Origin of the sequence: Vitiosangium sp. GDMCC 1.1324, from assembly GCF_003044305.1 — a bacterium.
Taxonomy (GTDB): Bacteria; Myxococcota; Myxococcia; order Myxococcales; family Myxococcaceae; genus Archangium.
In genome coordinates this window covers 396,854-418,015 of the sequence record NZ_PZOX01000006.1, presented here as the reverse complement: position 1 = coordinate 418,015, position 21,162 = coordinate 396,854, and the positions used below count along the sequence as shown (strand labels likewise).

Sequence of the window (21,162 nt, the reverse complement as noted above, 5' to 3'; positions counted from 1 at the left end):
TTCGTGAGCCCCCCTGCGTCCATCCGCGGCTACCGCGCGGGTTTCCTCTTCGCGGTGATGCTGCTGTCGGCGGTGGCCGGCTTCACGCTCTGGTCGGAGGTGCGCACCAGCCATCAGGTGGACGCGCGCGTGCAGGAGGCGCTGGACCGGGCGGGCCTCATCGGCCGCATCCGGGTGGACGCGCTCTCTCTGGAGTCCGCCATCGAGGCCCACATCCGCGCCACCGATGACGAGGAGCGTCAAGCCGCCAACGAAGTGATGGAAGACATCCTCGCGGACGTGCGCGAGGCCACCAACGACTACACGCGCAACCTGCCCCGCGACGACAAGCTCGTGGTGTGGCAGCGCTTCAACATGGCCTGTACCCGGCTGGCCCAGCAGGTGCGCGCCGCGGCGGTCTTCTCGAATCGCAAGGAGGCCGAGCAGGCCCGGCACCACCTGGTGGAGCAGGTGCGCCCCCTGGCCGAGGAGATCGACGGGCTGGCGGGGCAGCTCGCCCAGGAGAACGCCGACGAGGCGCGCATGCTGTTGGAGCACCTGGCCGCCCTGCGCGTGCGCAACCTTGCCTATGGCGGCGTGGTGACGCTGCTGGCGGTGCTCGTGTCGCTGGTGGTGGGCTGGAGCATCACCTCGGTGCTCAAGCGCCAGGAGGCCACCATCCAGGCGCAGATGGAGGAGCTGGATCGGCGCAACCAGGAGCTGGATGCCTTCACCCGGCGCGTGGCGCATGACCTGATGGGGCCGTTGTCGCCGCTCAAGGGGTACCTCACGCTGCTGCGCCGCTCGGGGGCGGTGAAGGACGCGCAGGCGCTGGAGCTGGTGGCGCTCTCCGAGTCCAGTGCGAAGCGCATGGGCGAGCTCATCGAGGCGTTGTTGCGCTTCTGCCGTGCCGGCACCCGGGGCGAGCCCTCGGTGGGCGAGCTGGACACCGCCGTGAGCACGCTGCTGCTGGAGGTGAGCCAGACGGCCGCCGCGCAGGGCGTGGCGTTGGAGCGCACGCTGGAGTCCGGGGTGAAGGTGCCGTGCCCCTCGCAGTTGTTGCAGATCATCGCGCAGAACCTGCTGTCCAACGCGGTGAAGTACACGGCGGGCCGGCCCGAGGCCCGCGTCCGCGTGAAGGTGGCGCGCGAGGGTGGCGAGGCGGTGCTGGAGGTGGACGACAATGGCGTCGGGATGAGCCAGGAGACGCAGACGAAGCTCTTCCAGCCCTTCTTCCGAGCCCCGGAGACGCGGGAGATTCCCGGGCACGGGCTCGGCCTGGCGACCACCAAAAGACTGGTGGATGCGCATGGGGGCGCGCTACTGGTGCGCTCGGCGCCGGGCGAGGGCACCCGGGTGACGGTCCGCTTTCCCCTCGCGGCCGATGCCGAGCCTCCTGCCCGCGGAGTTGGCTGATGAATCCCGCTCGTATCCTCGTCGTCGACGATGACCCCCATGCGAGAGACCTGCTCAAGCGCCTGCTCGGCATGCTCGGGGAGGTGCTCCAGGCCGCGCACCCGAAGGAGGCCGCCGCACGCCTCGCGGACGATGGGCCCTTCGACCTGGTGCTCACCGACATGGCCATGCCCAACGCGGGCGATGGGCTCACCGTGCTCAACGAGGTGCGCGCGCAGTCTCCGGACACGCCCGTCATCGTGGTGACGGCCTTCGGCAACATCGAGGGGGCGCTGGACAGCATCCAGCAGGGCGCCTTCGACTACCTCTCCAAGCCCTTCGACGTGGACGCCATCGTGCGCGTCGCGAGGCGGGCGCTGGAGCAGAAGCGGCTGGTGGAGGAGAACCGCTCGCTGCGCAAGCAGGTGGAGCGCGGCTCGATGGTGGGGCGCAGCCCGGCGCTGCTCGAGGTGTACAAGCAGGTGGCCCGGGCGGCGGCGACGTCGGTGCCGGTGCTCATCACCGGCGAGACGGGCACGGGCAAGGAGATGGTGGCTCGCGCGCTGCACCGGCGCTCGCCGCGCTCCAGCGGGTCGTTCATCCCCGTGGACTGCGGCGCCATCGCCGAATCCCTGATGGAGAGCGAGCTGTTCGGCCATGCGCGGGGCTCCTTCACGGGGGCCACGGGGGCGCGGCGCGGCCTCTTCGAGGAGGCCCACGGCGGCACGTTGTTCCTCGACGAGATTGGAGATGTGGGGCCGAAGGTGCAGGCGCAGCTCCTGCGAGCGCTGCAGGAGGGGGAGATCCGCCGCGTGGGCGAGAGCGCGCCCGTGAAGGTGGACGTGCGCGTGGTGGCCGCGACGAACAAGGACTTGAAGGAGCGGGTGGCCGAGGGCCTGTTCCGCGAGGATCTGCTCTACCGGCTGGATGTGGTGCACCTGCACCTGCCGCCCCTGCGCGAGCGGCGTGAGGACATCCCGGCCTTGGTGGAGCACTTCGCGGCGCTGCATGCACGGGGTGGGGTGGCGCCGGTGGTGACGGCCGAGGCCATGACGCGGCTCACCGCGTACGACTGGCCGGGCAACGTGCGGCAGTTGGAGAACGTGGTGGCCCGGGCGCTCGCGCTCAACGTGACGGGAGTGCTGGGGCCGCAGGACTTCCCCGAGCCGATTGGCGATGCGCCGAAGAAGCTGAGTGGCCTGGCCGGGGACATGCCGAGTCTGGCCGAGCTGTCACGGCGCTACGCGGCCCATGTGCTCCAGTACGTCGGCGGCAACAAGAGCGAGGCCGCGCGCCTGCTGGATGTGGATAGAAAGACGCTCTACAAGCTGCTCGAGGCGCAGGAGCCCACGGAGTAGGGCGCTCAGCTCACGACGGAGACCGTCACCCGGCGGTGGTGGGGTGAGGTCCGGTGCTCCCAGACGTAGATGCCCTGCCACGTGCCGAGATGGGCTCCCCCGTTCTTCACCGGCACGTTGAGCGAGTTCTGCGTCAGCACCGTCCTCACGTGTGCCGGCATGTCATCGGGGCCCTCGGCGTCGTGGCGGAAGAGCGGGTCCCCGTCCTTCACCAGCTTCGAGAAGAAGGCCTCCAGGTCCCGGCGGACGTCCGGGTCCGCGTTCTCACACAGCAGCAGCGAGGCGCTCGTGTGGTGCATGAAGATGGTGCACAGGCCCTCCTTCGCACCACTCTCGGCCACCGCCCGCTGCACCTCGTCGGTGATGTCGTAGAAGCCCCGGCCCCGCGTCGCCACCGTCAGTTCCTTCGCGCGATACATGGCTCATCTCCTCGGGTCCGGGGCCTTGGTTCACCGCTTCTCGAGACGGTGGTGGAGGAACTCCGCCATCCGTTCCAGCGCTTCCGGGGCGATCGTGTGCGGTCCGTTGAAGGGGATGAACTCCACCGACAGCCCCGCGTTCGACAGGAGGTCCCGGAGCCGCTCCGCCTGCTGGAACGCGAGGATGTTGTCGACGCGCCCGTGGCTCTGCAGCACCGGCAGGCCCTTGCGCTTCTCCGCCCGAGGCTTCCACTCGTCCTGGGAGATCAACGCCCCCGACAGGATGCACAACCCCGCCGGGGCCTCCTCCAACCGCAGCGCCACGTCCGTCGTCACCATCGCGCCCTGGCTGAACCCGCCCAGGACGATCCGGCCATAGGGCAGGTTCGTCGCCGCGGACAGCGCCGACACGAGGCTCATCACCCCGCGCCTCGCCTGCGCCAGTCCCTCCGGAGTGGAGGCCGCGAACTCATCCCAGTCCCGCTCCTGCCCCATCAGCACCTCGGGTGGCAGGTGGAACCACGCGGGAATGCGCTGCCCCATCATCTCCTGCTTCAACGGGGCCGTGGGGAACACGAACCGCACCTTCGGTCCCAGTTCGGGTTTCAGCGCCACCAACTCGGGCGCCAGGGGCACGAGGTCCGTCGGCGGCGCCCCGAAGCCATGGCACAGCACCACCACCAGCTCCGGGTTTGCTCCCTCGGGAAGCGCGTCGACCACATAAGCGTCCAGCTCGCCCAGGCGCGTTCTCACACTTCGCATCGCTTGCTCCACTACTTGGGCTGCGTGTCGCTGACCGTCACCTTCTTGATGACCACGTCCTTCTGCGGCTTGTCTCGCTCACCCGTCGGCACCTTCGAGATGCGCTCCACCACGTCGTAGCCCTTCAGCACCTCGCCGAAGATGGTGTGCCCGCCGTTGAGGTGCTGCGGCGTCGACACGGTGATGAAGAACTGGCTGCCGTTGGTGCTCGTTCCCCGCCCCCGGTTCGCCATCGCCAGCAGGCCCGGTTTATCGAACGTCCGTCCGTTTTGGGTCTCGTCCTCGAAGCTGTAGCCCGGCGTGCCCGTCCCCATCCCCAGCGGATCTCCTCCCTGGATCATGAAGCCCGGGATGACCCGGTGGAAGATGACGTTCTGGTACAGGGGCGTGTTCTCCTTCACCTCGCCTGTCCGCGGGTCGCGCCACGTCTGCTCACCGGTGGCCAGGCCCACGAAGTTCGCCACCGTGAGCGGCGCGTCCTTCGCGAAGAGCTTCACCACGATGTTGCCCTGGTTGGTCTCCAGCGTGGCGTACAGGTCCTTGCCGTCCAGCGCCTTCTGCTGCCAGGGCCCCGGCTTCTCCGCGGGCGGCTGCGAGCGGGGCACCGGGCTGGAGCCGTGCACCTTCGGCTCCGTCTCCGTCTGGACCGGCTGGCCCGGAGGCGGCGTGTTTTGAGCCTGCGTGTTGGCCGGGGCGCTCGGCGTCGCCGGGGGCTTGGTGGCTGTGGGGGTGGTGCCCTCGGCCTGCTTTTCCTTCGAGCAGGCGGTCAGGGCCAGGAGGAGGAGTCCGGTTGTCAGGAGTCTCGTTCGCATGGGGCGGGCATCCTACAGAGCGAACGAGTGCTCGCAACCCGAGCCTGCGAGGAATGCGTCGTTCTGAACCGGTGTTCAGAAGCTCGCACGTCCTCCTGGCAGCGTTCAGTCCCTGACCGTGGGCCTTTTCCGGCGGGTCGGAATGGAACCGTAGAATCCCGGCTATCGTCAGTTCTCCGGGTGCCCGCTCGTGGAAGCGCCTGGGACTGTGCTCCCTCTGGAGGATGCAATGGCCGCCACCGTCATCAAGGATGTCGTCGTTCTCCTGCCGGGTCTGCTCGGCAGCGTGCTGGTGGATCGGAACGGGAAGGAAATCTGGGGACTCTCCGGCGGCGCACTCCTCCGCGCATTGACGAGCCTCGGTGGCAGCGTGGAGTCGCTCGCCCTCAAGTCGGACAGCGGGGGCGAGCTCGCCGATGACGGCGTGCGTGCCTCGAAGGTCCTTCCGGACACCCAGCTGCTGCCCGGCTTCTGGAAGGTGGATGGCTACACCCAGGTGGCGCGCACGCTGGAAAGCCGGCTCGGTCTCATCCCCGGTGCCAACTTCTTCACGTTCCCCTACGACTGGCGGCGCGACATCCGCATCACCGCGAAGCGGCTCGCCAGCGAGGCCGAGGGCTGGCTCTATCAGTGGCGTACCAAGAATGGCGGCACGCCCGAGTCGCGCCTCATCCTCGTGGGGCACTCCATGGGCGGCATCGTCGCGCGCTACTTCCTCGAGTGCCTCGGCGGCTGGAAGAACACCCGCGCGCTCATCACCTTCGGCACGCCCCACCGCGGCTCGTTCATGGCACTGCAGGCGCTCGCGCTGGGCTTCCGCAAGAGCCTCGGTCCGGTGAAGCTCTTCGATCTGTCCGAGATGGTGCGCTCCCTGCCCTCGGCGTACCAGCTCCTGCCCACCTATCCCTCCATCGAGATGCCGGACAAGCGTCTCGTCCGGCCAGGCGAGGCCCAGGGCATTCCCAACCTCGACCCGAAGCGGGCCGCAGAGGGACTCGCCTTCCAGCGGGAAATCCAGAGCGCCGTGGAGTCCAACCTCAGGAACTCGGAGTACATCGAGCGTGGCTACCACCTCCACCCAGTGGTGGGCACCTTCCAGCCCACGCTGCAGGGCGCGCGCGTCGGGGCATCCGGACTGGAGATGCTCTCCACGTTGCCAGACGGCCGGGACATGGGGGGCGATGGCACCGTGCCGCGTGTGTCCGCCATGCCGGTGGAGGAGCGGGACCACGTGCGGGCCATGTACAGTCCCACGTCGCATGCCTCGCTGCAGAATGCCTTCGAGGTGCTCGCCCACGTAGAGGGAGTGCTCACCGGCACGCAGATCAACCTCAACGAGTTCCGTGCGGCGCCTCGGAGCCTCTCGCTGCACATCGATGATGCCTACGCGCACGACGAGCCCGTCACCGTGCGCGTGCGTCCCTCGGAGGAGCCCGTTTCGCTCCAGGCCTACGTGGTGAACGCGGACACGGGGCAGTCCTTCCAGCAGACGCTCGAGCGCACGTCGGATGGTACGCACGAGGGCACGCTGCGCCCGCTGCCTCCCGGTGTGTACCGCGTGGTCGTCAAGGGCGGCCCCGAGGTCGTTCCCGTGGCCAACGTCTTCGCTGTCTTCCCTGGCGAGAGCGCGCTCTCCAAGGACCCTGATGGTGAGGGCAAGCAACCCGTCCGGCCCAGGTCCCCGGTGCCCGTGCCGGGCCCTCGGCGCGGGATCGGCGATGACTCGCTGGAGGAGTTCCTGCCGAACCTGGGGGGGTTGATCGTTCTGCCACAAGAAGGTGATGACGGGGACCGCTCGACCGACCCAGCGCATCCGAAAGTGCCCGTCTCGGAGTCCAAGGACGAAGGACAGAGCATCGTCCGTCATCCCGCGTTGAAGCCGCTGGATATCGCGCGTCCGGGGCAGGTGCTTCGTCTGTCCGTGGATCTGCTGGAGACCCAGCATCCGGACACGGAGTCCGCGGGCCTCTCTATCTCCAAACTGGAGCCCAACTGGAGCCGTCTGCCCATCGAGGTGCGCCTGCTCTGCTCGGATCTGATGTTCGAGCCCGACGGGGACAAGGGCATTGTGATGGTGCAGCGCAACAAGAAGTCGATCGCCGCCACCTTTTCGGCCATCGTCAACCCGAACGCCTCTGGCGAACTCACCGTCGTGGCGACCTTCGAGTACGGCGGGCGCTTCTGCGGCGCGGCGCGCCGGGTCATTCCGATCGAGCCGGGTGCTGCCGGTCTGCCGGGCCCGTCCTCTTCCGGGGTGGCCACGGGTTCCTCCTCGCGCGACAGGGATCCGTCCGTGCAGGGCCAGAGCGTCTTCGCCATCGAGGCCGATGCCCAGGAGCCCCACCTCACGGTGCAGATCCATCGCCTGGAGAAGGGCAACCCGCGTCGGCTGTATTGGATGCTCCAGGTGCCCGTGGATTGCGAGGGGCTGCCGTCCCGGCTCTCGGGCGAGGTGGATCTGGGCTCGGACCCGGCCGCCTTCTTCCAGAGCGTGGCCAACGCCGCGCGCGAGCAACGGCCCGGCGAGCATTACGAGTGGTTCCTGGGGCTCGGGCAGCTGCTCTACCAGCGGACGCCAGCGGCCTTCCGGGAGACGTTTCGTGCCCTGCGCCACCAGTACGGGAAGGGCTTCCCCATCCAGTTCATCACCGATGACCCGTACATCCCCTGGGAACTGATGACGCCCACGGATGTGCAGGATGCGGGGCTGCTGTGCGTGCAGCACCCGGTGGCGCGCTGGTTCCTCGACTACCAGACGTCGCTGACGGCACGCCTGCCGCAGGGGGAAATCCTCACCATCGCTCCGGATTATCAGTACCACCCGCACCTGGCGCCGCTGCCCGAGGCCCAGGAGGAGTCACGGCAACTCTCCAGTCGCTTCGGCGCGATTCGGGTGCCGGGGAGCCGCAAGCGCGTGTTGAGCGTGCTGACGGAAGGCCATTTCAACTCCGTGGGCTTGTTGCACTTCGCTGGGCACGGCAAGTACAGCGGGGATCCGGTGTCGCCTTCCCATATCTACCTGGAGGATGGGTTCCTGCGCACACTCGATGTGCGGAACCCCAAGGTATCGCTCGGTCGCAAGTTCCGGCCGCTCGTCATCTTCAACGCCTGCGAAGTGGGGGCGGCTACCGACATGCTCGGCAGCGTGGGCGGGTGGGCTGAGGCTTTCGTGAGCGAGCGTTTCTCCGGCTTCATCGCTCCGCTCTGGCCCGTGCAGGATGCACACGCCCGCCACGTGGTGGAGCATCTGGTGGAAGGCCTGAGGGAGAACGGCCTCACCGTGGGCGAGGCGCTCCGGCTCCTGCGTGAGCGCGAGGCGCACAAGTCGCCCACGTACCTGTCCTACGTGTTCGTGGGGGATGTGATGGCGCGACTGCCATCGGCGGTCTCCGCGGCCCATTCCGCCGCGGCGTGAATCGCGGTGGTCTCACCCTGAAAAGAGCCTCACCCGTCTGAGATGACGGGTGAATGTCTCGGGGCCTGCTCTCAGGCTTTCTCGGGCCAGATGGGTATCCATTCGGACGGACTACCCAGCGGCGCGTAGTCACGACTCGGAGGATTCCTCATGAGGCGGAGCTGCGTGGTGGTGCTTCTGGTGCTGCTCTTCGGCTGTGGCGGCACCACGCGTGTCGTGCGCCTGGATACGGGGCAGGGTAAGCCCCTGGTTCATCAGGCACGGGGTGGCCATGAACCGGTGAGGCTGCGTGAGGATGAATTCAAGCAGGCGCTGGCGGATGTGGCCCGGGATGTGCGGCCCGCCTCTCGGCCCCTGCGATTTGCCAGATCGGTGATGTTCGAGTCCTGGCAGGAAGAGGTGTACCTGGAGTGGACGGGTCGGCAGTTGGTGCTTGCGCTACCAGAAGCTTCGCGGCTGCTGCCAGGGCCAGACGAACTGACGTGCGGTTACGGGCGCTGGTGTGAACACAGGCGCCAGTCGCGAGACTGCCTGTCACTGCTGAAGGACACCCCGAGCCTCGACGCGGATGGGCGCTACACACTGGCAATGGCCCTGGCCGTGGACGTGGTGTGGGACGAGATGAAAGCGGCGCTGGCGGAGATGGCGGACCCGGAGGAGGTGCGGGCCGGCATCGTGTCCGCAATGGCCATGTACATGATGCTCTGGTTGCTACCCGAGCCAGTATCCAAGGGCCTGGCCGCTACCCTGACGGCTTGGCTCATTGCGTACCTGGGCGTCGATACGGTGTGGGGACTGATTGGGGGCTGGATACAGCTGGTAGGAGAGGTGAACCAAGCCACGACCTTTGAGCAGGTGCGGGAGGCCGGAGAGCGGTACGGCAAGGTGATGGCGAGGCACGCAGCGCGGGCCTTTGTTCTGTTGGCGACGGCGGCCATCGGCAGCACGACTGGGCTCGGACCCAAGGGGCCAGGACTACCCGGTTACTCGCGGGCGGCGATGTTGGCGGAGATGCAAGGAGGCTTCCGGCTGGCGGGGATAGGTGAGGTGCGGTCAGTCGCCGTATCCGCCGAAGGAGCCTTCACCATCGCTCTGGCTCCGGGCGCGGTTGCCATGAGTGCCCAGAACACGGGAGGTGGTGGAAGTTCGGAGCGAAGCAACATCAGTGATGGCACAGACCAGAGCGCGCGGACGGGAAGTGGTGACTCCTCACGCACGCGAAACATCGAAGATTTGCTGAGGCCAGGAGGCCGCCTCATCGGTACCGAGGGATCAAGCGCTCAGATCAGGATCTTGAAGGGCGGTTTGAGCGAGGCCCAAGGATTCTTCGACCAGCTCTCGGCTGGCGGAACCCGCATCACGGAAACAACCTATCCTGGAACCCTTGTTCGGCTTCCGGGTGGGGGCACAATAGGTCTTCGTCCTACTTCTACTTCTGGTCCGCCTACGATTGATGTCCGCATCCCTGGAATTGGAATCCGCGAGATCAAATTCGTCCCATGAACATCGACAAAGCGCTGGAGGATGCTCGAACGTCCTGGGTCAAAGCTGGTGCCGACAGTGACATCGGCTTGTGGTGGATTGCGGATGATGTGCGTCAGCTCAAACCCGATGCCTCGGAGGAGGAGATCCGCCGCGAAACCCTCCGTGCCCTTCAGCCACTGCTGAGCCAGGGTTTGCTCCGGGCCGTCAACCTTCTTCCAGGTGGTGCCTACCACCCCTGGGAGGGCTCGGTGGACGAGCAACTCGCACGCATTGACTCGGAGTGGGCGCGGCTTGGTCGTGCTCCTGACCTTGGGGACATCGTTTGGTTCATCGGGCCGGAGTCTCAAGAGCGAGGGCGACCATCGTCTCGGTGATGTTTGTCGGACCAGAACTCCGAGCCAGTGCCCAAGGTCGTGAACATGGGGCGTTGGAATGCTTCCGAAAGAAGATTTGCACTTGGCTCACCGCAGAGAACTCGTCCTCTATGTAAGCCAGAAGGCAAGGCAGGGGGCGGCCTGGGTTCGGATTCTGCGGACACCAAACCTTGCTGAGGCTTTCTCTCGGGCGCGGGATGGCTCCGCTTACGAGATGGGGATCTTCGTTGAGACCGCGGCTGGGGGCTTGTTGTATTGGTCGAGCCAGAACCCCACCGTGTTCAATTCGGTCGTCTTGGAAGAGGGATATTCCTGGTTCATCCCACCGTCACCGCTGCGGGGGCCCTTCGGAAGTCTCGAGCGCGAGGGCGACCATCGTCTCGGTGATGTCGCTCGGGTAGTAGTTGGAGAAGCCGGGCAGTCCCATGAGGGCTGCCTCGGCGTGGTCCATGTCGTCCAGCCGCACCACGCGCGAGCCCGGTACCTCCGCGTCCACCGCGTTCACCAGTCCGTCGCACGCCCAGCCGTAGCGCTCGTGCACGTAGGCGCACAGCGGCCTCATCAGCGAGCGCCGTGACAGTCTCGACGTCGCCAGCGCCACCGTGGGGATGTCCGTGGGGTAGGGGTGTTTGCGCACGAACTCCATCCGCCGCGCGTACGACAGGTCCTCCACCGAGGCCGCGTCCCCCTGGAACAGCGAGGGGAACACCATGTCCAGCATCCGCTGCAGCGACGGCGTCGTCACCAGATCATTGGCGATGACCGAGCCGCCGAATGGCGCCTGCAACGCCACCACCGCGCGTACGTGGCGGCGCAACTCGGGGTAGAGCGCCAGCGTGCTCATGGCCTCCACACCCCCCTTGCTGTGGCCCACCAGCACCACCGTGCGGCGGAAGTGGATGGCGTCCAGCAGCGCCTCGCGCACCACCTTCACGTTGTCCACGAGCCGCCCCTCGGTGTCCACCGCCACCTCGCGCGTCTCCAGTCCCCGCTTCTCCAGGCGCTTCTGGTTGTCCTCCAGGTAGCCGGGCACCTCGTCCCCCAACATCCCCTTCACCAGCAGGTACAGGTGGCGCTTCGCCTCGTCCGGCAATACCGGCTCATCCTCGCGCACGCGCTGGTGCACCTCCCGGAAGCGGGCCGTGATGTCCGTGGGCGGCGCCGTCTCGGCCTTGAACCAGCCGGCCATGCCCGCGCAGCCGGGGCCGGACTCGCTCCAGGCCTCGGGCAGTGCGCGCAACGAGCGCAGCATCCGCGCCACCGCGCCCGTGGCGGGCGTCCGGAGCGTGTTGGGGGCGAGGTGCTCCCCCTCGGGCGGGGGAGTGGTGGAGGGGGGACCGGGTTCCTTCCGCGACATACGTCCCCGCAGCGTACCAGGGCCCGGTCCTCCCTGTTCTCCCGGCCATGGAATGGCGGAGTCCGTGGTAGAAGGTGGGGCTTCAAAGGGGAGGAAGGACGCTGACGACCGGACAGGAATGGCTGGTGGATGTGAGCGGGTGCCCGCCGGAGCGCCTGCGGGACGCGGGTGTGCTCGCGGCCCTCTTCGAGGAGCTCATCGTGTTGCTGGAGCTGAAGGTGGTGGGCCAGCCGCAGTGGCACGTCTTCCCGGAGCCGGGCGGCATCACCGGCCTCACGCTGCTGGCGGAGAGCCACCTGGCCGTCCACACCTTCCCGGAGCACGGCTTCGCCGCGCTCAACGTCTACTGCTGCCGCCCTCGCCAGCGCCCGGACTTCGAGGCTCTGCTGGCGCGGCACCTGGGTGCGGCCTCCTGCCGTGTCCGTGAGCTGTCTCGGGGGGTGGTGGCGTGACCCAGGGGAATTGCCCGTCGTGCGGGGCTCCAGTCGAGTTCACCGCGGGGACGGCGCAGGTGGTGGTGTGCGGCCACTGCCAGACGGTGGTGGCGAAGCAGGGCCTCAACCTCGAGGCGCACGGGAAGATTGGCGCCATCGTCGATACCGACTCACCCCTGCAGCTCAACGTGGAGGGCCGCATTGGCCGCGATGGCTACCGGCTGGTGGGCCACCTGCAGAAGGACCACGGCGCGGGGCCCTGGGACGAGTGGTACGTGGAGTTCGACGACGGGCGCACCGGCTGGCTCTCCGAGTCCGAGGGCGCCTTCCACCTGATGCTCGCCTCTGGAACCGAGCCGGGCCTGTCGCTCGAGGACTTCGAGCCCGGTCACCGCTTCAGCCTCCAGGGCCACCGGCTCGTGGTGGAGGAGCGGGGGCATGGCCACGTGGTGGCCGCCGCGGGCCAGCTCCCCAGTGACGTGGACCCGAGCGCGGACAGTCACTACGTGGACGCCACGGGCCCACGCGGTGTCTTCGTCACGCTGGACTTCGGCACGGGGACGAGCGAGCCCGAGGTCTACGTCGGCAAGAAGCTGAAGCTGGAGGAGCTGGGCATTCCTCCGGATCAGCTCCGGCCGCGAGTGAAGAAGGTGTCGCTGCAGCAGGCGCGCTGCACGAACTGCAATGGCTCGTTGGAGCTGCGTGCCCCGGATCGGACGAAGCGCGTGGCGTGCCCCTACTGTGGCGCGCTGCTGGACGCGAGCCGGGGCAAGCTGGCCTTCCTCCAGTTGTTGGAGAAGCCGGACCACGCTCCCCTCATCCCCCTGGGCGCGAAGGGCAAGCTGGGTGGCGCCGAGTGGGTGTGCATCGGCTTCCTGGTGCGCTCGTGCACGGTGGAGGGCGTGCGCTACCCGTGGGAGGAGTACCTCCTCTTCAACCGGGCGCACGGCTTCACCTGGCTGATGAACTCCAACGGGCACTGGGTGTTCCTCAAGCCGCTGGACGCGGGCGACGTGGCGGTGTCCCCGGGATCGGCCGCGCACCTGGAGGGCCGGCGCTACCGGGCCTTCCAGAGCGTGACGGCCGTCACCGAGACGGTTCTGGGCGAGTTCTACTGGGAGGTGCAGGCGGGCGAGTACGCGCAGGCGGAGGAGTACGTGGCGCCGCCGTACTCGGTGAACGTGGATCGCACCGACAACGAGGTGACGTACACGCTCGGCGAGTACCTCGCGCCCGGCGTGGTGAAGGAGGCCTTCCAGCTCCAGGAGCCCCTGCCCACGCCCGAGGGCATCGCGCCCAGCCAGCCCAACCCGCACTCGAGCGCGGGCACGTGGAAGTGGACGGGCATCTGGGGCGTGGCGCTGCTCGCCGTCTTCCTCGTGGTGAACATGAGGGCCGCCAAGGAGACGGTGCTGGTGCAGGAGGTGGCCCTGGAGCAGGACATGCAATCCGGCACGCCCTCGGCCATGACCTTCAGCCAGCCCTTCGACATCCACAAGAAGGGCAACGTGCGCGCGGAGCTGGTCGCGCCGGTGAACAACAACTGGCTGGGCGTGCAGGGCGACCTGGTGAACGAGGAGAACGGCGAGGTCGTCAGCTTCTACGAGGAGGTGGGCTACTACGCGGGGAGCGACTCGGACGGCTCGTGGAGCGAGGGCAGCCAGTCGGAGGAGGAGTACCTGTCCTCGGTGGAGCCGGGGCGCTACGTGCTGCGCACCACGGCGTTCTTCGATGGCCGGCCCCAGGGGCTCGGCTACAAGGTGACGCTCGTGAGCGACACCCCGCGCGGCACCTGGTTCTGCATGTCGGTGGTGCTGCTGCTCATCGGGCCGCTGCTGTCGTTCTTCCGCTCGTCCAGCTTCGAGTCGACGCGCTGGGCGGAGAGCAACCTGGGTTCGTCCTCGGGGGATTGAGGGAGGAAGGTCATGAAGTTCATCGGAGGAGTCGTCGTCCTGCTCTATGCCTTGATGTCGTTCTCTGGTTGGGAGCCGTTCACGCGCTCGGAGCGGGGACAGGCGGGGACGCGAGGCAGCGGCGTGCGCTACTGGACCGGCGGTTTCATGGGAGGGAAGTGATGCTGATGGGTGTGCTGGCAGTGGTGGTGAACGTGGGCAACCTGCTGGCGAGTCTCGTGTACTCGCTGGTGGGGCTGGCGGTGTTCGTGGCGGGCCTGTTCGTGTTCCGGCTCATCATGCCGTTCGACGTGCAAAAGGAGATCGAGGTCGACCAGAACACGTCGCTCGGCATCGTTATGGGTTCCTTCATCATCGGCCTGGCCATCATCGTGGCCGCGGCCATCTCGGGCTGATGCCCCGTCGCAGGCAGTACCCGCTTTGAACAAGACGCTCCTCTTCGTCACCGTCCTCGTCATCGCCACGTGTGGGCTCATCTACGAGCTCATCGTCGGCGCGCTCGCCAGCTATCTGCTCGGCGACTCCATCACCCAGTTCTCCACGGTGATTGGCTGCTACCTCTTCGCCATGGGAATTGGCAGCTGGCTGTCGCGCTTCATCGAGCGCGGCGTGCCCCAGCGCTTCGTGGAGGTGGAGCTGGGCGTGGCCCTGGTGGGCGGGGCATGCGCGCCGCTGCTCTTCCTCACCTTCGCCCTCACGGACATGTTCCGGGTGGCGCTGTACGGGTGCGTGCTCGTCATTGGCACGCTGGTGGGGCTGGAGATTCCCCTGCTGCTGCGCATCCTCAAGGACCAGCTCAAGTTCAAGGACCTGGTCAGCCAGGTGCTCACGTTCGATTACCTGGGCGCGCTGGCGGCGAGCATCACCTTCCCGCTGCTCTTCGTGCCGAAGCTGGGGCTGGTGCGCACCTCGCTGCTCTTCGGACTGCTCAATGCGCTGGTGGGCCTGTGGAGCACGTGGCTGCTGGCGCCGGTGCTGGCCCACCCGCTGCGGCTGCGGGTGAAGGCGGTGGTGCTCAGCCTCCTGCTCGTGGTGGGCCTGGTGCTCGGTGACAGGCTGACCAACTTCTCCGAGGAGCACCTCTACGCGGACGAGGTGGTGCACGCGACGAGCTCGCCCTACCAGCGCATCGTCCTGACGCGGGGCAAGCGGGGCTTCTCGCTGTACCTCAACGGCAACCTGCAGTTCTCCAGCGTGGACGAGTACCGCTACCACGAGGCGCTGGTGCATCCGGCCATGGTGCGTGCGGGGAAGGCGGAGCGGGTGCTGGTTCTCGGCGGCGGGGATGGGCTCGCGGCGCGGGAGATCCTCCGCTACCCCGAGGTGAAGACGCTCACCCTGGTGGACCTGGACCCGGCGATGACGGGGCTCGCCACGCGCTATGGCGAGCTGGCCGAGCTCAACGCGCACTCGATGGCGGACCCGCGCATGCACGTCATCAACACGGACGCGATGGAGTTCCTGCGCGAGGGGAGAGACACCTGGGACGTTATCGTGGTGGACTTCCCGGACCCGAACAACTTCGCGCTGGGCAAGCTGTACACCACGGGCTTCTACAAGCTGCTGAAGAGGCGGCTGGCACCGGACGGAGTGGCCGTCATCCAGAGCACCTCGCCGCTCTACGCCCGGCGCTCCTTCTGGTGCGTGGACACCACGCTCAAGGCGGCGGGCTTCTGGACGCAGCCGTACCACACGCTGGTGCCCTCGTTCGGCGAGTGGGGCTACGTGCTGGTGGCCCACGAGGGCACGCTGCCGCGCCGCCCGCTGCCCCAGGGGCTGCGCTTCCTCTCGGACGACACGCACGCCACGCTCTTCCAGTTCCCCATGGACATGGGGCCGCTGCCGGCCGAGGTGAACCGGCTGAACAACCAGGTGCTCGTCCACTATTACGAGGAGGAGTGGCGCCGGTGGAACTGACGCGGCGGGAGCTCGTCGCCGCGTTCCTCGGCTCGGCGGTGGCGGCCAGTGCGTGCCGGAGGACGAGCCCGCGCGAGCCGGTACCCGGCGCCATCGTGGACCGGGCGGTGGACGTGGGGCACAAGCTGCGAGGCGGCCCGCTGCCTCGCGCGGCGGAATCGCAGACAGTGGACGTGCTGGTGGTGGGGGCGGGCGTGGCGGGCCTGAGCGCGGCGTGGCGGCTGGCGGCCGCGGGCGTGAAGGACGTGCGGGTGCTGGAGCTGGACGCGGAGGCGGGAGGCACGGCGCGCTCGGGGCGCAACGAGGTGTCCGCGTACCCGTGGGGCGCGCACTACCTGCCGGCCCCGCTGGTGGATGCTGGGCCGGTGATGCGGCTGCTGCGTGAGATGGACGCGGTGACGGGGGTGGATGCGCAGGGCTACCCCACCTTCTCCGAGGAGCTGCTCATCCGCGAGCCCGAGGAGCGCCTCTTCTACAAGGGCGAGTGGTACGAGGGCCTGTACCTGCGCGCGGGGGCGAGCCCGGCGGACCTGGCGGAGCTGGAGCGCTTCGATGCGAGGATGAACGCCTTCGGGGCGGCGCGGGACGCCAAGGGACGCAAGGCCTTCGCGGTGCCCACGGCGCTCTCCAGCGATGACGCCGAGTGGACGGCGCTCGACAGGGTGAGCATGGCGCAGTGGATGGAGGCGGAGGGCTTCCGCTCGCCCCGGCTGCGCTGGCTGGTGGACTACGCGTGCCGGGACGACTACGGCACCACGGCCGAGGGCGTCTCGGCGTGGGCGGGCATCTGGTACTTCGCCGCGAGGCAGGACGGGAAGGGGGAGCGCAGCGAGGGCTTCCTGAGCTGGCCCGAGGGCAATGGACGGCTGGTGAGGCAACTGCTCTCCTCGCTGCCGGCGGGGCAGGTGGAGCGGGACGTGCTGGTGCACACGGTGGAGCCCGTGGAGGGCGGCTGCCGGGTGGACGCAGTGGAGGCGGGGACGGGGAAGCCTCGGGCGTACCGGGCGCGGCAGGTGGTGCTGGCGTGCCCGCGCTTCGTGGCGGGGCATGTGGTGGCACCGTGGCGGGAGAAGCGCCCCGAGTGGCTCGGCGCCTTCCAGTACGGGCCATGGGTGGTGGCGAACCTGACGCTCTCGGAGGCGCCTGTGTCGAGGGGCTTCCCGCTGGCCTGGGACAACGTCTTCTACGAGAGCCGCAGCCTGGGCTACGTGGTGGCCACGCACCAGACGCTGCGCATGGACGAGCGCGGGCCCACGGTGCTCACCTGGTACCTGCCCATGGCGGGGCTGGACGCGAAGGCCGAGCGTCAGAAGGTGCTCTCCGCTGGCTATGCCGAGTGGGAGGGGCTGGTGATGGCGGACGTGATGGCCGCGCACCCGGGCATCGCCGGACAGGCGAGGCGCCTGGAGGTGATGCGCTGGGGACACGCGATGGTGCGCCCCTCACCGGGCTTCATGTGGGGCCCGGTGCGCTTCGCGGCGCAGGAGAGCCTGGGCGAGGCGCTGCACTTCGCGCACTCGGACCTGGGCGGAATGGCCCTCTTCGAGGAGGCCAACTGGTTCGGCGTGGGAGCGGCGGAGCGGGCCCTGAAGGGCCTGGGACGCGCGGACCCGAGCTGGCTCTGAGCGGCGGGTCGGGTCACCGCGTCCGTTGGCCCGGTGTGCACAGGGGCAACTCCACGGTGAACGTCGCCTCCTGGCTTGACTGGCTCTCCACCCGGATGTGGCCTCCCATGGCCTCGATAATCTGTCTGGATGTGCCAGCAGCTGGGCGTGTCGCGCTCGGGCTACTACGCCTGGAAGGAGCGCCCGGAGTCCGAGCGGCACAAGGCGGACCGGGCCCTGGCCGAGGTGGTGCCGCAAGTGTATCAGGAGAGCCGCGGCACGTATGGTAGCGCACGCGTGCACGCCGAGCTGCGCGCCCGTGGGCAGCGAGTGATCCGCAAGCGCGTGGCTCGCATCATGGGCCAGCAAGGCCTGGCGGTTCGCAAGAAGCGTCGCTTAGTGCGGACAACGGACTCACACCACAACCAGCCCGTGGCTCCCAACGTCCTCGAGCGCAACTTCTCCCCCGGCCAGCCCAATAGCACTTGGGCCACGGACATTACCTACGTGGGAACGAGGTAGGGCTGGCTCTACCTGGCCGTCGTCGTGGACCTCTTCTCGCGCAAGGTGGTGGGCTGGTCCATGGGTGAGCACATCGACCGGCACCTGGTGCTCAACGCGCTCGACATGGCGCTCAGGGGACGCCAGCCATCGCGGGGGCTACTGCACCATTCGGACCGGGGCAGTCAGTACGCCAGCGCCGACTACCAGCATGCGCTGGCGGCTCGCGGCATCCAGTGCAGCATGTCGCGCAAGAGCAACTGTTGGGACAACGCCGTGGTGGAGAGCTTCTTCAGCAGCTTGAAGTTGGAGCTCGTCTACACCACTGACTTCACTACGCACGAGCAGGCCGGGTTGGCCCTCTTCGAGTACATTGAGGTCTTCTACAACCGCCAGCGGCGGCACTCGTCGCTGGGCTACATGAGCCCAGCGGATTTTGAGCTTGCGGCCTTACCGGAGAAGTTGGCAGCATAAACCTACTGCCCATGTAACCGGGGCAAAAGTCCACTCGCGCGTCTTCTTCAGCCGGTTGTACGGGATGAGCGACAACATCTCGTTCAACTTAGCGAATGCGGGCTACAACGCGGCGAAGTACCTGCCGTATGGCCCGGCGAAGGCGGTGCTGCCGTACCGCATCCGCCGCGCGCAGGAGAACAGCGCCATCGCGGGGCTGGGCGGGCGCGAGGTGCGCTTCATCCAGTGCGGGCTGCGGCGGCGCAAGCAGGCCCGGGCGCTCAGCGCCGGTCAGCCCACGGCGTGAGTGTCACGGGCGGAGGTGTGTGGCACCTTCTTTTGTTGTCATTGGGCTCAGGCGAAATCGCCGCGGCAGTGGCTGCGTGAAGGCTTTTTCCTTCACGCCTCATCGAGCATAGCACGTTTCGCGGCCGATGGCCGCGGTGGACCGAAGCGCTCCATGCCGACGATGTAGCGCCCGCTGCACCACCTGGACCACATCGGCGTCCATGCGTGCCGCGACTGGCATTCGTCTACCCATTTGTCACTGTGCCCATCCTTCTCTTCGCGAACCGTTTCGAACTAAAAGATTCATTGCAGCATCAGCCATGGGGCTTTGCATATGACCAAAGCAATGAGGTGTTTTGTCCTCGCGCTCGCCTCGGCGCTTCTCGCGAGTTGCTCTCCTTCCTTTGACGGCACTGGCTCGGCCCAGTTCGCGGTGTCCGTGCGACAGGAAATCGGTGCCAGCATTTCCCGCGTCACCGTCACCTCCAGTGCTGCGGACATTCCCCCTGTCACCGTAGAGCTCGCTCCCACCGGTGGCGTCTGGGGCGGCACCATCGGCGACATCCCCGCAGGCTCGAATCGCTCCTTCCTCGCTCGAGCATTCGACGCCTCGGGCGCCAGGCTTTTCGAGGGCTCCGCCTCGGGCGTCACCATCTCCGCCAATCGGGTCACCATCGTAGCCATCACCCTCCAGGAGGTGAGCCCACCTCCTCCGTTTGAGAATGAAGCCCCGATGATTGACTCGCTGGTGGCATCCTCTACCACCGTGGCACCAGGCGGCTTCATCACCCTGCAGGCCACGGCACATGATCCCAACGCGGGAGATGTCCTCACCTACTCCTGGTCCTCCACGGCGGGCTCCTTCTCCTCGGCCTCCGCTTCCTCCACATCGTGGACGGCTCCTCGTACCGCCGGAATCCAGAGGCTGACCATCACCGTCACGGATTCCGGTGGTCTCTCGTCGAGCATCGCTCTGGCTGTCAATGTCTCCATGGGAGGAGAGACAGGAGATGCTCAGCTGTCCATCTCCTTCAATAGTTCGCCGCGACTGGCTTCTGTCCAAGCAACGCTCACGCAACTCGCCGTGGGACAGACGACTACTGTCTCGGTCTCGACCTCGGATCCGGATGGAGACAGCCTCTCCTACTCCTGGAACGCCACCTGCGCCGGTTCCTGGACCAATGCGACCTCCAGTTCCGCTCGGTTCACGCCCTCGGCACTGCCTGCCAGCGCATGCAACAACTGCCGTCTCACCGTCACCGTCTCGGACGGACGCGGCGGGCAGAACACTGGCACCGTGGCCCTCTGCGTCAGCGATACGCCAGTCATCAACCACTTCAATCCCATCATCGTCCGCTCCTACCACTCCTCGGACACCGCGGCTTCGGGCCAGGTGCTTACCTACGAGGTGGTGGCCAGTGATCCCGAGGGCTCGGCCCTGACCTTCACCTGGGCGGCCACCCTGGGCACACTGGGGACACCTACCAACACTTCCTCGAGCAGTAGCACCACCTGGACGGCGCCCCTCTGTGTCAGTTCGAGCACGCCGCCCACCATCACTGCCACTGTCACCAATGCCTTCACCCTGGCGGCCACCCGGAGCTTTTCGGTGACGGGGCTGCCGCCCTGTTCCTCGAGCTGGTTCCCGACGGGCTCCATGACCACGGCGAGGCAATGGTCCAAAGCGGCGCCCCTGCCCGGCGGAAAGGTACTGGTCGCGGGAGGAGCAAGAGCAAGCGCTACACTCGCGACTGCTGAGGTGTATGACCCGAGCTCCGGCACCTGGAGTGCTACCGGGGCGATGGCCCAGGATCGGTGGGCGCACACGCTGACGCCACTGGCGGATGGCAAGGTTCTCGTTGCTGGCGGAAACTATGGTGGCAGCCCGAGCGTGTCAGCGGAGGTGTATGACCCGTCCTCGGGCACGTGGCGTTCTACTGGTTCCATGACGTCGCGCCGCAGGGAGCACACCGCGACGCTGCTTTCCAATGGCAAGGTGCTCGCCGCAGGTGGAGATGGGACTACAACGGCGGAGTTGTACGACCCGGCTTCGGGAAGCTGGACGGCGGTTGGGTCGATGTCATCCATTCGCGGCTACGCCACTGCAACGCTGCTGGCCAATGGAAAGGTGCTCGTGGTGGGTGGATCGCGTTACGAAAGCTCTGAAGTCACCGCGCTCGCAACTGCAGAGATATACGACCCGTCTTCGGGGACATGGAGCGCTACCGGCTCCATGTCCACGCCTCGCTACCACCATACGGCGACGCTGTTGCCTGATGGCAAGGTGCTCGTCGCTGGAGGACGGAGTTACAACGGTGGTTTTAGCCTGACGACAGCGGAGTTGTATGACCCGGCTTCGGGGACATGGAGTGCTACTACCTCCATGCCTGGACAACGTGCTGGCCACACCGCGACGCTGTTGCCTGGTGGCAAGGTGCTCATTGCGGGTGGTGGGTCGGGTTATGCGTCGGAGCCATATAGTTTTGCGATGCTGTATGACATGACGTCGCGTACTTGGAGTCCGACGGGACGTACGTCCTTCCCTCGTTGGTTTCCTGTGTCGGCATTGCTGTCCGACGGCAGGGTCCTCGTTGCAGGGGGCGCTGGCTCCGGTGCCCTGGCAACGGCGGAGTTGTACGTGCCATGAGCCTCAGCCCAGGGTGTCGGGTAACTCGTGAGGCGTGCGGTTGGCTGAA

At 67.4% G+C, this 21,162-nt stretch carries 17 protein-coding genes and 1 pseudogene; 14 read left to right on the top strand and 4 right to left on the bottom strand.

What is annotated here, in order from left to right; translation table 11 throughout:
• The first annotated feature begins 3 nt into the window (after positions 1-3).
• Positions 4-1,395 (top strand): ATP-binding protein, encoded by a 1,392-nt coding sequence (locus DAT35_RS20575; RefSeq protein WP_108068755.1) that lies wholly within the window; start codon positions 4-6, stop codon positions 1,393-1,395.
• The gene (locus DAT35_RS20570) at positions 1,395-2,732 is read left to right on the top strand and encodes a sigma-54 dependent transcriptional regulator (protein ID WP_108068754.1); all 1,338 of its coding nucleotides are present in this window, start codon (positions 1,395-1,397) and stop codon (positions 2,730-2,732) included. The genes DAT35_RS20575 and DAT35_RS20570 overlap by 1 nt, the downstream gene beginning before the upstream one ends.
• Before the next feature lie 5 nt (positions 2,733-2,737).
• On the opposite strand, the gene DAT35_RS20565 is transcribed toward DAT35_RS20570, so the two are convergent.
• From DAT35_RS20565 to DAT35_RS20555, 3 genes are read right to left on the bottom strand one after another with little or no spacing between them, the layout of a single operon-like run.
• The gene (locus DAT35_RS20565) at positions 2,738-3,151 is read right to left on the bottom strand and encodes a secondary thiamine-phosphate synthase enzyme YjbQ (protein ID WP_108068753.1); all 414 of its coding nucleotides are present in this window, start codon (positions 3,149-3,151) and stop codon (positions 2,738-2,740) included.
• Between the two features lie 30 nt (positions 3,152-3,181).
• Positions 3,182-3,913 carry an alpha/beta hydrolase gene (locus DAT35_RS20560; protein WP_108068752.1) on the bottom strand — a complete coding sequence of 244 codons (732 nt, stop codon included), beginning with the start codon at positions 3,911-3,913 and terminating at the stop codon, positions 3,182-3,184.
• Between the two features lie 11 nt (positions 3,914-3,924).
• A complete protein-coding gene (locus tag DAT35_RS20555) occupies positions 3,925-4,725 on the bottom strand; it encodes a peptidylprolyl isomerase (protein WP_233261600.1) in 801 nt (266 codons plus the stop codon).
• A gap of 229 nt (positions 4,726-4,954) precedes the next feature.
• Here DAT35_RS20555 and DAT35_RS20550 point away from each other — a divergent pair, with 229 nt between their 5' ends.
• The 3 genes from DAT35_RS20550 (at position 4,955) to DAT35_RS20540 (ending at position 9,999) form a co-directional block, all read left to right on the top strand.
• Positions 4,955-8,140, top strand: coding sequence for a CHAT domain-containing protein (locus tag DAT35_RS20550; protein WP_108068751.1), 3,186 nt, complete (start codon positions 4,955-4,957; stop codon positions 8,138-8,140).
• Between the two features lie 165 nt (positions 8,141-8,305).
• A complete protein-coding gene (locus tag DAT35_RS20545) occupies positions 8,306-9,643 on the top strand; it encodes a hypothetical protein (protein ID WP_146209802.1) in 1,338 nt (445 codons plus the stop codon).
• A complete protein-coding gene (locus DAT35_RS20540) occupies positions 9,640-9,999 on the top strand; it encodes a hypothetical protein (RefSeq protein ID WP_108068749.1) in 360 nt (119 codons plus the stop codon). Before DAT35_RS20545 ends, DAT35_RS20540 begins: the two co-directional genes overlap by 4 nt.
• Before the next feature lie 328 nt (positions 10,000-10,327).
• On the opposite strand, the gene DAT35_RS20535 is transcribed toward DAT35_RS20540, so the two are convergent.
• Positions 10,328-11,356 carry a lipase gene (locus tag DAT35_RS20535; RefSeq protein ID WP_108068748.1) on the bottom strand — a complete coding sequence of 343 codons (1,029 nt, stop codon included), beginning with the start codon at positions 11,354-11,356 and terminating at the stop codon, positions 10,328-10,330.
• 125 nt (positions 11,357-11,481) lie between these two features.
• Here DAT35_RS20535 and speD point away from each other — a divergent pair, with 125 nt between their 5' ends.
• The 9 genes and pseudogenes from speD to DAT35_RS20495 all read left to right on the top strand — a co-directional run bounded on the left by speD (position 11,482) and on the right by DAT35_RS20495 (position 21,113).
• Positions 11,482-11,808 (top strand): S-adenosylmethionine decarboxylase, encoded by a 327-nt coding sequence (gene speD / locus DAT35_RS20530; protein WP_233261599.1) that lies wholly within the window; start codon positions 11,482-11,484, stop codon positions 11,806-11,808.
• The gene (locus tag DAT35_RS20525; RefSeq protein ID WP_108068747.1) at positions 11,805-13,703 is read left to right on the top strand and encodes a DUF4178 domain-containing protein; all 1,899 of its coding nucleotides are present in this window, start codon (positions 11,805-11,807) and stop codon (positions 13,701-13,703) included. The genes speD and DAT35_RS20525 overlap by 4 nt, the downstream gene beginning before the upstream one ends.
• A 12-nt stretch (positions 13,704-13,715) precedes the next feature.
• Positions 13,716-13,865 (top strand): hypothetical protein, encoded by a 150-nt coding sequence (locus DAT35_RS59955; RefSeq protein WP_199242951.1) that lies wholly within the window; start codon positions 13,716-13,718, stop codon positions 13,863-13,865.
• Between the two features lie 5 nt (positions 13,866-13,870).
• Complete coding sequence (locus tag DAT35_RS20520; RefSeq protein ID WP_108068917.1) at positions 13,871-14,098, top strand: DUF350 domain-containing protein; 228 nt, start codon at positions 13,871-13,873, stop codon at positions 14,096-14,098.
• A 25-nt stretch (positions 14,099-14,123) separates the two neighbouring features.
• On the top strand, positions 14,124-15,620 hold the full coding sequence (locus DAT35_RS20515) for a polyamine aminopropyltransferase (protein WP_108068746.1): 1,497 nt from the start codon (positions 14,124-14,126) through the stop codon (positions 15,618-15,620).
• Positions 15,611-17,245, top strand: coding sequence for an NAD(P)/FAD-dependent oxidoreductase (locus tag DAT35_RS20510; RefSeq protein WP_199242950.1), 1,635 nt, complete (start codon positions 15,611-15,613; stop codon positions 17,243-17,245). The genes DAT35_RS20515 and DAT35_RS20510 overlap by 10 nt, the downstream gene beginning before the upstream one ends.
• A 126-nt stretch (positions 17,246-17,371) precedes the next feature.
• A pseudogene (locus DAT35_RS20505) lies at positions 17,372-18,199 on the top strand (IS3 family transposase); the annotation flags it as partial.
• Positions 18,162-18,485 (top strand): proline dehydrogenase family protein, encoded by a 324-nt coding sequence (locus DAT35_RS20500; RefSeq protein WP_369945917.1) that lies wholly within the window; start codon positions 18,162-18,164, stop codon positions 18,483-18,485. The pseudogene DAT35_RS20505 and the gene DAT35_RS20500, both read left to right, overlap by 38 nt.
• 420 nt (positions 18,486-18,905) lie before the next feature.
• Positions 18,906-21,113, top strand: a complete 2,208-nt coding sequence (locus DAT35_RS20495; RefSeq protein ID WP_233261598.1) for a kelch repeat-containing protein — start codon at positions 18,906-18,908, stop codon at positions 21,111-21,113.
• Positions 21,114-21,162: the final 49 nt, after the last annotated feature.